Here is a 12,666-nt window from a genome sequence, read left to right as displayed (position 1 = left end):
GTGCGGGGTGGGAGGCGGGTGCGGGTGCGACGGCGCGTGGCGGCGGCCCGGCCGTGCGGGAGCGGGGAGGCGGGGTCCGGCGGGCGGTCCCGCCTCCCCGGAGAGGGGGTGCGGTGTGCGGAGGCGGTTACCCGAGGTCGGCCGCGCACTCGCGGACCGTGGCCGCCAGTGCCAGTCCCCTCGCGTCGGCGCCGCCGGGGAAGGGCATCTGCGGCGTCGTGTAGCCGAAGCACAGTCCGTCCTCGGGATCGGCGAAGCCGACGCATCCGCCCACGCCGTCGTGGCCGAACGCCCGGTGGCTTCCGTAGCTGAGCGGTCCGCCCGCCTTCTGGAACAGCGTGGCGAAGCGGGTCGGCGTCCCCAGCACCAGATCGTCGCCGACGGTCTGGAGCCTGCTGACGGCCTCGACGGTCTCCGCGCTCAACAGCCGTGCTCCGCCGACGTCGCCGACGCAGCAGGCGTACAGCTTCGCCAGGCCGCGCGCGCTCCCGACGCCGCCCATGGAGGGCGGCCCCGCCCTGTGCACCGCGGGCGTGTTGGCCAGCTCGGGCAGCGGCGGGAAGTCCGGGCCCGGGGTCATCGCCGCCCCGCCGAGGGTTCCCGGCGCGAACACCGCCTCCGCCTGGGGCGGCGACGCCGGCGCGGACGGGAGTTCGGGGGCGAGCACCGGGACCACGCGTCCCTCCTCCGTCTCGGGCAGGCCGACGAAGAAGTCGATGTCGCGGGGGAGTCGTATCTCCTCGGTGTAGAACTCGGCGAGAGTGCGGCCCGCGGTCCTGCGCACCAGCTCGTCGGCGAGGACGCCGATCGTCAGCGCGTGGTAGCCGTGCCCGGCCTTCGGCTGCCAGTAGGGTCGCTGCCGCGCCAGGCGCTCGGCCAGCTCCTCGTGCCGGAGCAGGTCCTCGACGGTGAAGCCGCCGTCGACGCCAATGAGACCGACCTGGTGCGACAGCAGGTCCCGTACGGTCACGGCCGCCTTGCCCCGCACGCCGAACTCCGGCCAGTACTTGCTCACCGGGTCGTCGAGGTCGAGCAGCCCGCGCTCGACCAGCAGGGCGACACAGACGCCGGAGACTCCCTTGGTGCACGAGAAGGTGGTGAGGATCGAGTCCTCGCGCAGCCGGGGGCCGCCCCACAGGTCGACGACGAGTTCGCCGTCCACGTAGGCCGCGACGGCCGCCGAATACTCGGGGTCCTCGGCGCGCAGCGCCTCGAAGCGCTCGCGGACCCGTTCGAAACCGGGGATGGTCACCCCGCTGGAAAGTCGTTCGCCCATGCGTCTGCCCTTCAAAACCGACCGACTACTCGGTCGGTAACTTATAGGGGTGTTCGCACTCCGGCAAGGTCTGGTTACGCGCCGCTTCGGTTTTTGTTCGCCCCTCTTGTCGCTGTTGTCTGCAAGATGTATACATTGTGCCTATGAGCAGTCTAGAAGCTGTGACCAGCGAAGACTCAACCCGAGGCGTCGCCTGCCGACGGTTGGGGTGGCGCGTCGGCGCGCCGCGGGGACATGGCCTGCCCCTCCCGGTCCTGCCCCTCCCGGCCGAGGGCAGGGGGGCGCGTGCCGCCCACCCGGCGGGCGCGCCCGCGGCGTCGTGGCCGACCGGCCCCGGCGGCCGGATCGCGGGACAGTGACGGAGGGACGGTCGTGAGGATCGCACTGGTTCAGGTCGCCAGCCCGCCGGAGGAGACGCCGGACGCTCGCCGGACGCGGGTGGGCCGGATGGTCTCCCAGGCGCGCGGCGCGGATCTGGTGGTGCTGCCCGAGCTGTGGGCGGCCGGCTACTTCGCCTTCGACGCCTACGAGGACCGGGCGGAACCGCTGGACGGGCCGACGGTCGCCGCCGGGCGCGAGTGGGCCCGCGAACTGGGCGCGCACGTGCACATCGGCAGCGTCGTCGAGCGTGACCGGAGAGGACGGCTGTTCAACACGGCGGTGCTGATCGGCCCCGCGGGCACGATCGCGCACACCTACCGCAAGGTGCACGTGTTCGGCTACGCCTCACGGGAGGCGGAGCTGCTGACGCCCGGGGAACGGCTGGACGTCGCCGACACGGTCTGGGGCCGTGTCGGCGCGACCACCTGCTACGACCTGCGCTTCCCCGAGCTGTGGCGCGGCCTGGTCGACCGGGGCGCGCAGACCGTGGTCGTGCCCGCGGCCTGGCCCGCCGCCCGGCGCGAGCACTGGCGGCTGTTCACCTCCTGCAGGGCGGTCGAGCAGCAGCTGGTCGTGGTCGCGTGCAACGCCGTCGGCACGCAGGACGGCGGAGTGGAGCTGGGCGGCGCGAGCCGGGTCGTCGACCCGTGGGGCACGGTGCTCGCCGAAGCGGGACAGGACGAGGGGATCACTTTCTGCGAGGTCGATCCCGCGGTGGTCGACCGGGTGCGCGCGGAGTTCCCCGTGCTCGCCGACCGCCGCTGGCCCGTGGAGAACCCCGCCGACGGCGGCGACGCCGATGACGAGAGGGCCGGCGGCGGTCCCGGTGACGAGGAGTCCGGCGGTGACAGCGGTGGCGAGGGATGACGTGAGCGGAGGACCGACACAGGTGATCTTGAATGTGTCCGGCAGCAACGAGCGGCTGGCGGTCTCACCGGAACGACTGATCGTGGCCGGGTACACGGCGAGGGACGAGGCCGCGGTGGCCGAGCACATCGCCGAACTGGAGGCCATCGGGGTGCCGCGCCCGTCCAGCGTCCCCGCGTTCTACGACCTGGACCCGGGGCTGCTGACCACCGACGGCGTGATCGAGGTCCGGGGACCGTCCACCTCGGGCGAGGTCGAGCCCGTGCTCGTCCGCCACGGCGGCCGCTACTTCCTGGGGGTCGGCTCCGACCACACCGACCGGGACCTGGAACGCGCCGACATCGCCGCCTCGAAGGCGGCGTGCCCGAAACCGGTCGGCGACACCGTCGTCGAGATCGGCGCGGGCATGTCGACGCTGAACTGGGACGGCCTGACCGCGCTCTCCAGCGTCGACGGGCGGACCTACCAGGCGGGGCCGGTCGCGACGCTGCGCCACCCCGCCGACCTGCTCGAACGGATGACCGCCGCGGTCGGCGAGGTCTCCGGAGACCTGGTGCTGTTCTGCGGCACCATGCCGCTGCTCAGGGGCGAGTTCACCTACGGCGGCCACTGGCGGATGCGTCTCGAACTACCGGCCGGGACGGTCCTGGCCCACGCCTACGAAACGAAACGGAGGAGTCTGTGATGCGGAGTGGATCCGACTATCTCGCCTCGCTGAAGGACGCGCGACGCGTCTACGTCGACGGCGCCGCGGTCGAGGACGTCGCGCACCATCCGGCGTTCGCGCCCGTCGCGCGCACGATCGCCGAACTGTTCGACCTCGCCGCCGACCCCGCGTCGGGCATGGCCCGCCTCGACCCGGAGACCGGCGCGACCGTGAACCAGGTGTTCACGGTCCCGCGCAGCCGGGAGGACCTGACGGCCTTCCGCGAGGCGGCGACCAGGTGGGCGCGGCACACCCACGGCTGGGTCGGCCGCAGCCCCGACCACGTCGGCGCGTTCCTGTCCGCGTTCGCCGCCCACCCCGAGGCGTTCGCCGCCGGGGAGGCGGGGGAGCGCGACTTCGCCGCCAACGTCGCCGCGTTCCACCGGCGGGTCGCCGACGAGGACCTGTACGTCTCCTACGCGATCATCCCTCCGCAGGTCTCCCGCGCGACCACGGCCCACGCCTGGGACGGGGAGCTGATCCAGGTGGGCGTGGCCGAGGAACGGGCCGACGGGATCGTGGTCAGGGGAGCCCAGATGCTCGCCACCGGCGGCGCGGTCGCCGACGAGATCCTCGTCTCCTGCATCAAGCCGCTGGGCCCCGAGGACGCCGACTTCGCGATCAGCTTCGCCGTGCCCGTCGGAGCCGAGGGACTGAAGCTGTACTGCCGCAGGCCGTACGCCCCGGCCGCGACCAGTGCCTACGACTATCCGCTGACCACCCGCTTCGACGAGACCGACGCGCTGCTGGTGTTCGACGACGTGTTCATCCCCTGGGAGCGGGTGTTCGTCTACCGCGACGTCGCCGGGCTGCGCAGGCAGTTCTTCGACACCGGCGCGCACGTGCTGGGCAACTGGCAGGCCCAGATCAGGTTCGGCGTGAAGCTGAGGTTCCTGGCCGGGCTCGCCCGCAAGGTCGCGGCCGTCAACGGGGTCGACAGATTCCCCGGAGTGGTGGAGAAGCTGGGCGAGCTGGCCAGCCTGGTGTCCCTGGTCGAGTCGGCGGTGCTCGCCGCGGAGTACACCTCCGCGCCGGACGAGCGGGGCCTCTGGCGGCCCGGCGCCCGCGCGGTCTACGGCGCGATGGGCCTGCAGACCGAGCTCTACCCCCGCGTGCTGGCGATCCTGCGCGACCTGGTCGGCGGCGGAGTGCTGCAGGTGCCCTCCAGCGTGGCGGACATGACCACCCCCGAGACCCGCGCCGACATCGACCGCTACGTGCACAGCCCGGGCGCTCCCGCCGAGGAGCGGGTCAAGCTGTTCAAACTCGTCTGGGACGCGGTCGGCAGCGAGTTCGCGGGACGCCACCACCAGTACGAGATGTTCTACGCGGGCGCGCCGTTCGTGGTGAAGGGCTACGCCTTCCGCAACTACGGCTTCGACGAACCGCTCGCCGACGTGGACGCGTTCCTCGCGGGCTACGACCTCGTCTGAGCCGAAAAGACCGGAGAGACCCATGAGCAAGCCGGAACACGAGTTCTTCCCCGTCGCCGACGTCGACTTCACCGTCTGCCCCGGCGGCGACCCCGCCATCACCGAGCGGATCCTCGCCGGGGATCCGGACAGCGGGGTCGCGACCCGCGTCCTGCGCTACGCGCCCGGCGCCGACTCGACCCCGATGGGCGTGCAGAAGCACGACTTCTGGGAGGAGGTCTACATCCTCGAGGGGTCCTTCACCGACCTCACGCTCGGTGAGACCTTCACCGCGGGCATGTACGCCTGCCGCCCGCCGGGCATGCCGCACGGTCCGTGGCGCACCAGCGAGGGCGTGCTCACCTTCGAAGTCCGCTACCGCGCATGAACCGCCTCGTGGACGGTCCCGTGGCGCCCGACCCCTCTCCCGCGGACCCCGCGGTCGACCCGCTGACGATGCGGCGCGCCATGGGCCGCTTCGCCACCGGCGTCGCGGTGGTCACCACCGTCGTCGACGGCGTCCCGCACGGCATGACCGTCAACTCCCTGACCTCGGTCTCGCTGGACCCGCCGCTGCTGCTGGTCTGCCTGACCACCGGAGCACGCAGCACCGACGCCGTCACCAGGTCGGGACGGTTCGCGATCAGCATCCTGTCCGCCAGGCAGGAACAGCTCGCCCTCCGCTTCGCCCGTCGCGGGGAGGACCACTTCTCCGGCCTCGAGGTCACCTACGGCAGGCACAGGGTGCCGGTCATCCCCGACGCCTTCGCCCACCTGGAGTGCGAGGTGGAACGGCATCTCGTCGCGGGCGACCACGTCGTCGTCATCGGGCGGGTGCTCACCGTCTGCGAGCGCGACGGCGAGCCGCTCGGCTTCATGGGCGGGAGGTTCAGCGACATCGTGGACCGGGGGCACGAGCCCGTCTCCTGGTTCTTCTGACCCCTGTCCCGGTGGCCATGCGAACGGAGAGCACACGGACGACAGGACCGTCGCCTCGGCGGCCGTGACGGCGGCCCCGAGGCGATCCGGCCCGCCGTACGACGGCCGCCGTCCCTCTCCCCGCGGCTTCCTCCCGGATCCGGGATCGGGGCTCCCGTGTCGACATTTATCGAAGCACGTACTAAAGTCGCCCTTCATTATGAAGGACGTACATAAATCATCGGCCGACGTCGAGCACGACGACGAAGGCTTCCTCTACGACTCCCGGGCCAGAGCGGCCATGACCAGTTTCACCGCGGGCGAGGACACCCTGGCGCTCGAGGCCGCGGCGGCGGTCCGCGCCGCCGCCCGCGCCGTCGAGCGCATGCGCGCCCACGGAGCCGAGGGGCGTGGCCTGAGCGCGGGGGCGCTCGACATCCTGGTCCGCCTGAACGCCTCTCCCGGCGAGGGAACCAGCATCGGCGAGCTGGCCCAGGCGGCGGGGGTGAGCTCCCGCAACGTCACCGGGCTGGTCGACACCCTCGAACGCGACGGCCTGGTGCTGCGGGTTCCCGACCGGCACGACCGGCGCTCCGTCCTGGCCAGGCTCACCCCCGAGGGGCAGGCGTGGATCGAGTCCTTCCGGCGGCCGACCCAGGTCGCCATGGCGGCTGTCTTCCGGGACTTCACTTCCGCGGAGCTGAGCCAACTGCGGCACCTGTGCCTGCGCCTCGCCGACAACCAGAACCGGGCCTTCCGGCATCTGGAGCAGACCGGCGGCACAGACGGCGGCACAGGTGGCGACACAGGTGGCGACACGGACGGCGCGCGGTCGTGAGCCGAACCCCCGGACAGACGCGGCGGCGAGAGAGGACAGGTCGGAGATGGCTTCCATCCGCACGGAGACCGTGATCGACTCCCACCCCGACCAGGTGTGGGCGGCGATACGCGACGTCGGGGCGGTGCACCGCCGCCTCCTGCCCGGCCGCGTCGTCGACACCCGCATCGAGGGCGAGGTCAGGACCCTCGTCTTCCCCGGTGGCAGGGTCGTCCGCGAACTGATCGTCGACGTCGACGACACGGTCCGCAGGCTCGCCTACGCGGTGATCGAGGGCGCACGGCCGTCCCTCACCCACCACCACGCCTCCTTCCAGGTCTTCCCCGAGGGCGCGGATCGCAGCCGGCTCGTCTGGACGACCGACCTGCTGCCGGACGCGTTCGCCGCGGAGGTCAGGGCGCGTGTCGAACGAGGCGCGGAGGAGATGAGACGAACACTGGAGGAGGCCGCCGCTCTCCGCTGAACCCCCGGCGAACCACGGTGATCATGCTCTCCGCACCGTGCCGGGGTTTCGGCGCGGTGGCGGTGACGCGCGGCCGGGGCCTGGCCGAAGGCGGGGTCACAGGTTGGTCAGGAAGTCGTACACCCAGTAGGCGAGCAGCGCCATCAGGAGAATCGTGGAGACGAAGATCCCCAGCATGACTCCGAAGAGCCTGCCGCCGGGACCCCGGAATCTCAGGAAGGCTCCGACGAGCGCTCCGAGCGCGGGCAGGCCGACCAGGGCCAGCGTGTGAACGAGCGGCCGGAGACCGAACTCGTCGACCTCGATCAAGACGTGACGGACCGGCATGATCGCGAAGATGACGCTCAGCAGGATCAGGACGTAGGCGACGGGCCTGTAGTCGGGTTCGCCCACATCTGAGTGGTCGCTGTTCATGATGACTGGATGCTGACACCGTCGCGGTGCGGAGTCAAGATCGATTGTTGGCCGGCGATCGCACGCCGCGTCGTCCGGCGTGGCCGTGCGGGCGGGTCGCCGGGTTCGTTCGGCGCGGTCTGGACGGGGACCCGGCCTGGAGCGCGGTCCTCGCCCGAGGGCGGGGGCCGTGCTCAGGCGGTGAGGGCCGGGGAGCGGTGAGCCCGGGCGAGGAAGGGCAGCAGGGCCTCGGCGAGAGCCTCGGGGAACTCGGCCTGCGGGTAGTGCCCGGCGCCCTGGATCAGCGCCAGCGGCGCTCCCATCCTGGCGGCCTGGAGCTCGGCCACGGCGGCGGGGTCGGCGAAGTCGGGGTCGGCGGTGCCCATGACGATCAGCACGGGGCAGGCCACCCGGTCCAGCCACTCCTCACTCATCGGGCCCGCGGTGGTGTAGGCGCGGGTCGCCTTCCTGCGGGCGGGCAGCGCGGCGACGGACCGGGCGCGGTACTCGGCGAAGTCGGCGGGCGGCGCGGTGGGGTACGCCATCTTGAGGTAGGCGCCCCAGACGGAGGGGAAGGCCACGACGGCCTGGCCGACCAGTGCCAGCAGCGCCCGCTTGACCGGCCCGACCGGCAGGTTCGGGACGAAGCCGGCGACCGGCGCCACGCCCGTGACCAGCTCGGGGGCCTCGGCGGCGGCGCACATGATGGAGCCCGCCGCGTAGGAGTTGCCGACCAGGACGGCGGGGCCCGCGTCCAGGTGCGCGACCAGGGCGGCGATGTCGCGGCCCTGGGCGGCGTAGGAGTAGTCGTCCCAGTCGATGGAGGACTCCCCGTAGCCGCGGATGTCCATCGTCACCACCCGGTAGCCCGCCTGGACGAGCAACGGGCGTAGGAACCGGTAGGACTCCCGGCTGTCGAGCATGCCCAGGACCATGACCACCAGCGGCCCGTCGCCCTCGTCGTCGTAGGCGATCCGGCCGCCGGTGACCTGCAGGAACTGGGTCTTCATGATTCCTCCGTGAGCAGCTGTTCTTTTTGAGAGCAATGCTCTCGATGGGTTCATCATGCCCCCCTTCTCGGTAGGCGTCAAGAGCACTGCTCTCTTTTTGTTCGGATGGTCTCGCCTCTCAGGCCGGAGCCGGCCGCCGGAGGAAGGCCGGTCACGACGGTCCGGTCACGACGGTCCGGTCACGACGGTCCGGTCACGACGGTCCGGTCACGACGGTCCGGTCACGACGGTCCGGTCACGACGGGGCGGTCACGACGGTCCGGTCACGACGGGGCGGTCACGACGGTCGGACCCGGTCCGCGCGGAAAAGCGGTGGCGCGGAGCCGCCCGCCGGGAGTTGACTTGGCCGGTTCTTTCGAAGGGAGCCCCATGATTGTGATCTCGGCCGCGTCCGGTGAGCTCGGCCGCCTGGTCGTCGACCGGCTGCGGAACCGGGCCGAAGTGGTGGCCGCGGTGCGCGATCCAGGGCGGGCGCCAGAGGGCGTGCCGGTCCGCCGGGGCGACTACGACGATCCGGCGAGCCTGCGCGAGGCGTTCGACGGCGCCGCCCGCCTGCTCCTGATCTCCTCCCCGGAGCTCGACCCGGCCCGCAGGGTCGCCCAGCACCTGGCCGCGATCGCCGCCGCCGTGGAGGTCGGAGTCGGGGCCGTCGCCTACACCAGCTTCCTGGGGGCCGACACCGGCGCCACCGGCATGACCGAGGCCCACCACGTCACCGAGCGGGCCATCCTCGACAGCGGCCTGCCGTACACGATGCTGCGCCACCCCTTCTACAGTGAGGCGTTCGTCCCCCAGGTCTCCGGTGGAGAGCTGGCCGGCAGCACCGGGGGACGCGGCCTGAACACCGCGTTCAGGTCCGATCTGGCCGAGGCGGCGGCGAACGTGCTGACCGGTGACGGGCATCTGGGCCGGGCCTACGACTTCACCGGTCCGTTGTGGAGCCATCCGGAGGCGGCCCGGGCGCTGGGCGTGACCTACCGGGAGGTGCCCGACTCGGGCTCGGGGGTCATGAGCTGGCTCAACGCCCAGGTGCGAGCCGGTGCGCTGGAACGGCAGAGCGCCGACCTGGAACGGGTGCTCGGCAGGCCCGCGGAGACGGTCGTCTCCCGGATGCTGAGCGGCGGAACGCGCGGTCCGCGACCCCGCGGAGGCCAGAAGGGGCAATCGGCGGACGAGGCGGCCCGGATTTCCGGAAGAAAGCTTGACGGGGCGCACCCCGTCGATCAGGATTCACTGGCTTGACATTTTCCGTCACCACCTCCTCGAAAGGGCGGAATCGTCTTGTCCGAAATCCCGTTGTGGCTTCAGGGGCGTTCGGCCGTTGTCGCCGCCGCGGATCCACAGGAATGGCGCGGAGCGACGCCCGACTATCACCTTTCACACGAGGTGATGCCGCGGCAGCGGACGCACCACTTCGAGCCCGACTCGTTGGAAGCCGTGGTCGAGCGGATCGTGCAGGTCTTCGAGATGGAGGTCTCGCACAAGAAGGACCCCGCGACCTGGGTCTCGATGGTCACCGAGCATTTCCGGACCAACGTCAACGGCGGCCCGTGGGCGAGCGCGGCGGATATCGCGGAGATCGGCAGCTACAACATCCTGATCGGTGAAAGCGCCTTCTACAGGGGTGAGCAGGAGAGCTTCGAGTCCTCCCACCACATCTTCCACAAAGCGTTTCCCGGCGGTTTCTTCTGGGAGGTGCTCGAGGTGCTCAGCCCGCCACCGACCGTCACTTTCAAATGGCGACACTGGGGCGTCTTCGACGGTGAATACCACGGTTTCGCGCCCAACGGCCAGACAATCGAAATGTACGGCGTCAGCGTCGCAAAGGTGACCGACGACCTCAGGCTCGTCGAGGTCGAGCACTACTACGACCCCAACGCCTTCCTCGGCAAGCTGACAGGCGGATGCCCGGTGGCCCACCAGGACTCGTGATCGGGCGAGCGCCTTCCTTCCGCCTCGGGGCGGAGATTTCGGCGGCAGGTCCTCCGTGGGATCGACGAGCCCACCCGGCGGACCGCCGGGACAGGTTCTCCGCGCCCGTCGTCGACCTCGCGCGTGCCCGTTCCGGCATGCGCAGACCCCGAGGCGGCGACGGGCGCGGACTCTCGGCTCCGAGTGTTCCTCTCCTCACTTTTCCGCACCCCAAAACCACTGATTGCCGACATATCGGGCATAAGTCTGGGAGTACGTCACCCATACCCGAGGGAGGAGCGATGGCCACAGCAGGAGCCGGCAAGACGGTTCAGGACATGATGCATCCGGACGCCAAGTGCATCGGCGAGCGGGACAGCTTGCGCATGGCCGCGCAGATGATGCGCGACCTGGACGTCGGCGCGCTGCCGATCTGCGGGGAGGACGATCGGCTCAAGGGCATCATCACCGACCGTGACATCGTGGTCAAGTGTTGTGCCGAGGGCAAGGACCTCGAACGGACCACGGCGGGCGAGCTCGCCCGGGGGCTGGTGTGGATCGACGCCCACAGCAGCGTCGAGGACGCCCTGAACATGATGGAACATCACCAGATCAAGCGCCTGCCCGTGATCGACAACCACCGCATCGTCGGCATGATCAGCGAAGCCGACCTGGCCAAGCAACTGCCCGACGACAAGCTCGCGGAGTTCGTCCACCGCGTCTACGGACGTCTCTGACCGAGCTCGGCCGCGCCGCGCCGCCGGGCCGCCGCACGGGCCGGCGGCGCGGCGGCCGCGTTGTGAACGGGGTGGACGCCGCCGGGCGCGGCCGGGGTTGACTTTCGGCAATGGGAGCACTCCCCGACCGTGGATACCGTTGCCGGGATGAGGGGAAAGGCGAAGCCGCTCACCGTCGCCCTGTTGTGGGCGTCGCTGGGGATTCCGGTGTTGTGGGCCGGGTTCACCTCCCAGCTGACCTACCGGCTCGAGTGGTGGGAGATTCTCGCCTACCTGGTCGTGATCGGCGTGGGGGTGGCGCTGAGCCGTGCCCGGCCGCTGGCGGCGATGCTGCTGGGCTCGGCGCTGTGGCTGGCCGGGGTGGTGCGGGGCAATCCGTTCGGGGGATTCGCGGCGATGGCGGTGCTGGCGTATCTGGCCGGGGTGCGGATGGAACGGGCCAGGCCCGCGGTGATCGGCCTCGGTGTGCTGCTGGGCCTGGCCGGGGCGGTGCCGCCGCTGATCCGCGACGCGGGAGCCGGATTCGTGGCGGTAGCGGGTGTCGTGCTGGCCGCGATCGTGCCGTGGCTGTCCGGGCGCGCCCGGCGGCAGTACCTGGTCATGGCGAGGGAGGGCTGGGAGCGGGCCGAGGAACTGGAGCGCGCCCAGCGGGTCATCGCCGAGCAGGCCAGGACGCGCGAGCGCACTCGCATCGCCGGTGACATGCATGACCTGCTCGGCCACGAACTGGGACTGGTCGCGCTGCGGATCGGCGGGCTGGAGGTGGCCCCCGGTCTCGACGAGCGCTACCGGGAGGCGGCGGGTGAGGCGCGCAGGGCGGTGACGTCCGCCTCGAAGCGGTTGCAGGAGATCGTGGACATGCTGCACCAGGACACCGTGCCCTCGCAGGAGAGCGTCCCGGAGCTGGTCGAGCGTGCCAGGGCGGCGGGCATGCGGGTGGAGTCGCGCACCCTGGGCCAGGGCCCTCCTCCGACGGCCATGGCCGAGCGGGCGCTGCGGCGGGTGGTGCAGGAGGGTCTGACCAACTCCGCCAAGCACGCCCCGGGCGCCCCGGTGACGGTCACGGTCGAGCACCTGGACTCCGAGAGCGTGGTCACGGTGACCACGGGCGCGGTGACGGCGGGCGCGGTGACGGCGGACGCGGTGAGCCGGCGCGCCCACGGGGACGGGCGGGGGCGTGAGGGGGCCGCCGGGCAGGGCGGCGGGTACGGGCTGGAGGGGCTCGGGGAGAGGGTCCGGTTGTGCGGCGGATCGCTGCGGGCCGGACCACGCGGGGAGGGATTCGAGATGAGCGCGCGGCTGCCGCGCGTGCCGGGTCCGATAGCCGAGCCGAGCCCGCCCTCGGTCTCCGCGGCGCACCTGGCCAGGGCGCAGCGGCGGGCCCGCCGTACGCGCGTCACCGCGATCGTCACCGCCGTCACGGCGGGCACGGCGGTGACAGTGGTGGTGGCGGCCTTCATGGTCTACGACGCCGCCACCTCGGTGCTGCCGCCCGCGGTTTTCCAGGGGCTGCGCGTCGGCCAGCAGCAGGCGGCCGTGGAACGGGTTCTCCCCGGCCGCACCCGCATCGACGGACCGGTGCCCGGCGAGCCGCCCAGGCAGCCCGGGACGAGCTGCCGTTACTACGGCACCCATCCCAACCCCTTCGACGAGACGCACCGCGAGCTGTTCCGGCTCTGCTTCATGGAGGGCCGCCTGGTGAGCAAGGATTTCCTGCCCGCCGACCGGGTTCCGTAGAGTTCACCCGCGAGAAG

14 protein-coding genes are annotated in these 12,666 nt (G+C 71.6%); 11 read left to right on the top strand and 3 right to left on the bottom strand.

Annotated elements, in window-relative coordinates:
• Positions 1–127 precede the first annotated feature (127 nt).
• The gene (locus PKF00_RS19560; protein WP_271219004.1) at positions 128–1,276 is read right to left on the bottom strand and encodes a serine hydrolase domain-containing protein; all 1,149 of its coding nucleotides are present in this window, start codon (positions 1,274–1,276) and stop codon (positions 128–130) included.
• A 372-nt stretch (positions 1,277–1,648) separates the two neighbouring features.
• Here PKF00_RS19560 and PKF00_RS19555 point away from each other — a divergent pair, with 372 nt between their 5' ends.
• The 7 genes from PKF00_RS19555 to PKF00_RS19525 all read left to right on the top strand — a co-directional run bounded on the left by PKF00_RS19555 (position 1,649) and on the right by PKF00_RS19525 (position 6,861).
• Entirely contained in the window at positions 1,649–2,524 is an 876-nt protein-coding gene (locus tag PKF00_RS19555; RefSeq protein WP_271219003.1) for a carbon-nitrogen family hydrolase, read from the top strand.
• Positions 2,525–2,546: 22 nt separating this feature from the next.
• The gene (locus PKF00_RS19550) at positions 2,547–3,209 is read left to right on the top strand and encodes a DUF2848 family protein (protein ID WP_271219002.1); all 663 of its coding nucleotides are present in this window, start codon (positions 2,547–2,549) and stop codon (positions 3,207–3,209) included.
• Positions 3,209–4,663, top strand: coding sequence for a 4-hydroxyphenylacetate 3-hydroxylase family protein (locus PKF00_RS19545; RefSeq protein WP_271219001.1), 1,455 nt, complete (start codon positions 3,209–3,211; stop codon positions 4,661–4,663). Before PKF00_RS19550 ends, PKF00_RS19545 begins: the two co-directional genes overlap by 1 nt.
• 22 nt (positions 4,664–4,685) lie before the next feature.
• Complete coding sequence (locus PKF00_RS19540; RefSeq protein WP_271219000.1) at positions 4,686–5,030, top strand: cupin domain-containing protein; 345 nt, start codon at positions 4,686–4,688, stop codon at positions 5,028–5,030.
• Positions 5,027–5,581 carry a flavin reductase family protein gene (locus tag PKF00_RS19535; RefSeq protein ID WP_271218999.1) on the top strand — a complete coding sequence of 185 codons (555 nt, stop codon included), beginning with the start codon at positions 5,027–5,029 and terminating at the stop codon, positions 5,579–5,581. Before PKF00_RS19540 ends, PKF00_RS19535 begins: the two co-directional genes overlap by 4 nt.
• A 199-nt stretch (positions 5,582–5,780) precedes the next feature.
• Complete coding sequence (locus PKF00_RS19530) at positions 5,781–6,398, top strand: MarR family winged helix-turn-helix transcriptional regulator (protein WP_271218998.1); 618 nt, start codon at positions 5,781–5,783, stop codon at positions 6,396–6,398.
• 46 nt (positions 6,399–6,444) lie between these two features.
• Positions 6,445–6,861: an SRPBCC family protein gene (locus PKF00_RS19525; protein ID WP_271218997.1), complete on the top strand. Its 417-nt coding sequence runs from the start codon at positions 6,445–6,447 to the stop codon at positions 6,859–6,861.
• A 96-nt stretch (positions 6,862–6,957) separates the two neighbouring features.
• Here PKF00_RS19525 and PKF00_RS19520 read toward each other — a convergent pair whose 3' ends face one another.
• A complete protein-coding gene (locus tag PKF00_RS19520; protein WP_271218996.1) occupies positions 6,958–7,275 on the bottom strand; it encodes a hypothetical protein in 318 nt (105 codons plus the stop codon).
• A 173-nt stretch (positions 7,276–7,448) separates the two neighbouring features.
• Positions 7,449–8,264, bottom strand: coding sequence for an alpha/beta fold hydrolase (locus PKF00_RS19515; RefSeq protein ID WP_271218995.1), 816 nt, complete (start codon positions 8,262–8,264; stop codon positions 7,449–7,451).
• A 369-nt stretch (positions 8,265–8,633) separates the two neighbouring features.
• Here PKF00_RS19515 and PKF00_RS19510 point away from each other — a divergent pair, with 369 nt between their 5' ends.
• The 4 genes from PKF00_RS19510 (at position 8,634) to PKF00_RS19495 (ending at position 12,649) form a co-directional block, all read left to right on the top strand.
• Positions 8,634–9,506: an NAD(P)H-binding protein gene (locus PKF00_RS19510; protein ID WP_271218994.1), complete on the top strand. Its 873-nt coding sequence runs from the start codon at positions 8,634–8,636 to the stop codon at positions 9,504–9,506.
• Between the two features lie 39 nt (positions 9,507–9,545).
• Positions 9,546–10,196, top strand: a complete 651-nt coding sequence (locus tag PKF00_RS19505) for a nuclear transport factor 2 family protein (protein ID WP_271218993.1) — start codon at positions 9,546–9,548, stop codon at positions 10,194–10,196.
• A gap of 281 nt (positions 10,197–10,477) precedes the next feature.
• Entirely contained in the window at positions 10,478–10,912 is a 435-nt protein-coding gene (locus PKF00_RS19500) for a CBS domain-containing protein (protein ID WP_271218992.1), read from the top strand.
• Between the two features lie 147 nt (positions 10,913–11,059).
• Positions 11,060–12,649 carry a sensor histidine kinase gene (locus tag PKF00_RS19495; RefSeq protein WP_271218991.1) on the top strand — a complete coding sequence of 530 codons (1,590 nt, stop codon included), beginning with the start codon at positions 11,060–11,062 and terminating at the stop codon, positions 12,647–12,649.
• Positions 12,650–12,666 lie beyond the last annotated feature (17 nt).

It is taken from the genome of Streptosporangium carneum (genome assembly GCF_027922005.1).
Classification (GTDB): domain Bacteria; phylum Actinomycetota; class Actinomycetes; order Streptosporangiales; family Streptosporangiaceae; genus Streptosporangium; species Streptosporangium carneum.
This window is presented reverse-complemented; position numbering and strand designations above follow the sequence as displayed.

Coding starts and splice junctions, on each gene's coding strand:
- PKF00_RS19540 (WP_271219000.1), top strand. CDS start 4,686: ATGAGCAAGCCGGAACACGAGTTCTTCCCCGTCGCCGACGTCGACTTC.
- PKF00_RS19545 (WP_271219001.1), top strand. CDS start 3,209: ATGCGGAGTGGATCCGACTATCTCGCCTCGCTGAAGGACGCGCGACGC.
- PKF00_RS19525 (WP_271218997.1), top strand. CDS start 6,445: ATGGCTTCCATCCGCACGGAGACCGTGATCGACTCCCACCCCGACCAG.
- PKF00_RS19530 (WP_271218998.1), top strand. CDS start 5,781: ATGAAGGACGTACATAAATCATCGGCCGACGTCGAGCACGACGACGAA.
- PKF00_RS19535 (WP_271218999.1), top strand. CDS start 5,027: ATGAACCGCCTCGTGGACGGTCCCGTGGCGCCCGACCCCTCTCCCGCG.
- PKF00_RS19495 (WP_271218991.1), top strand. CDS start 11,060: ATGAGGGGAAAGGCGAAGCCGCTCACCGTCGCCCTGTTGTGGGCGTCG.
- PKF00_RS19520 (WP_271218996.1), bottom strand. CDS start 7,275: ATGAACAGCGACCACTCAGATGTGGGCGAACCCGACTACAGGCCCGTC.
- PKF00_RS19515 (WP_271218995.1), bottom strand. CDS start 8,264: ATGAAGACCCAGTTCCTGCAGGTCACCGGCGGCCGGATCGCCTACGAC.
- PKF00_RS19500 (WP_271218992.1), top strand. CDS start 10,478: ATGGCCACAGCAGGAGCCGGCAAGACGGTTCAGGACATGATGCATCCG.
- PKF00_RS19510 (WP_271218994.1), top strand. CDS start 8,634: ATGATTGTGATCTCGGCCGCGTCCGGTGAGCTCGGCCGCCTGGTCGTC.
- PKF00_RS19560 (WP_271219004.1), bottom strand. CDS start 1,276: ATGGGCGAACGACTTTCCAGCGGGGTGACCATCCCCGGTTTCGAACGG.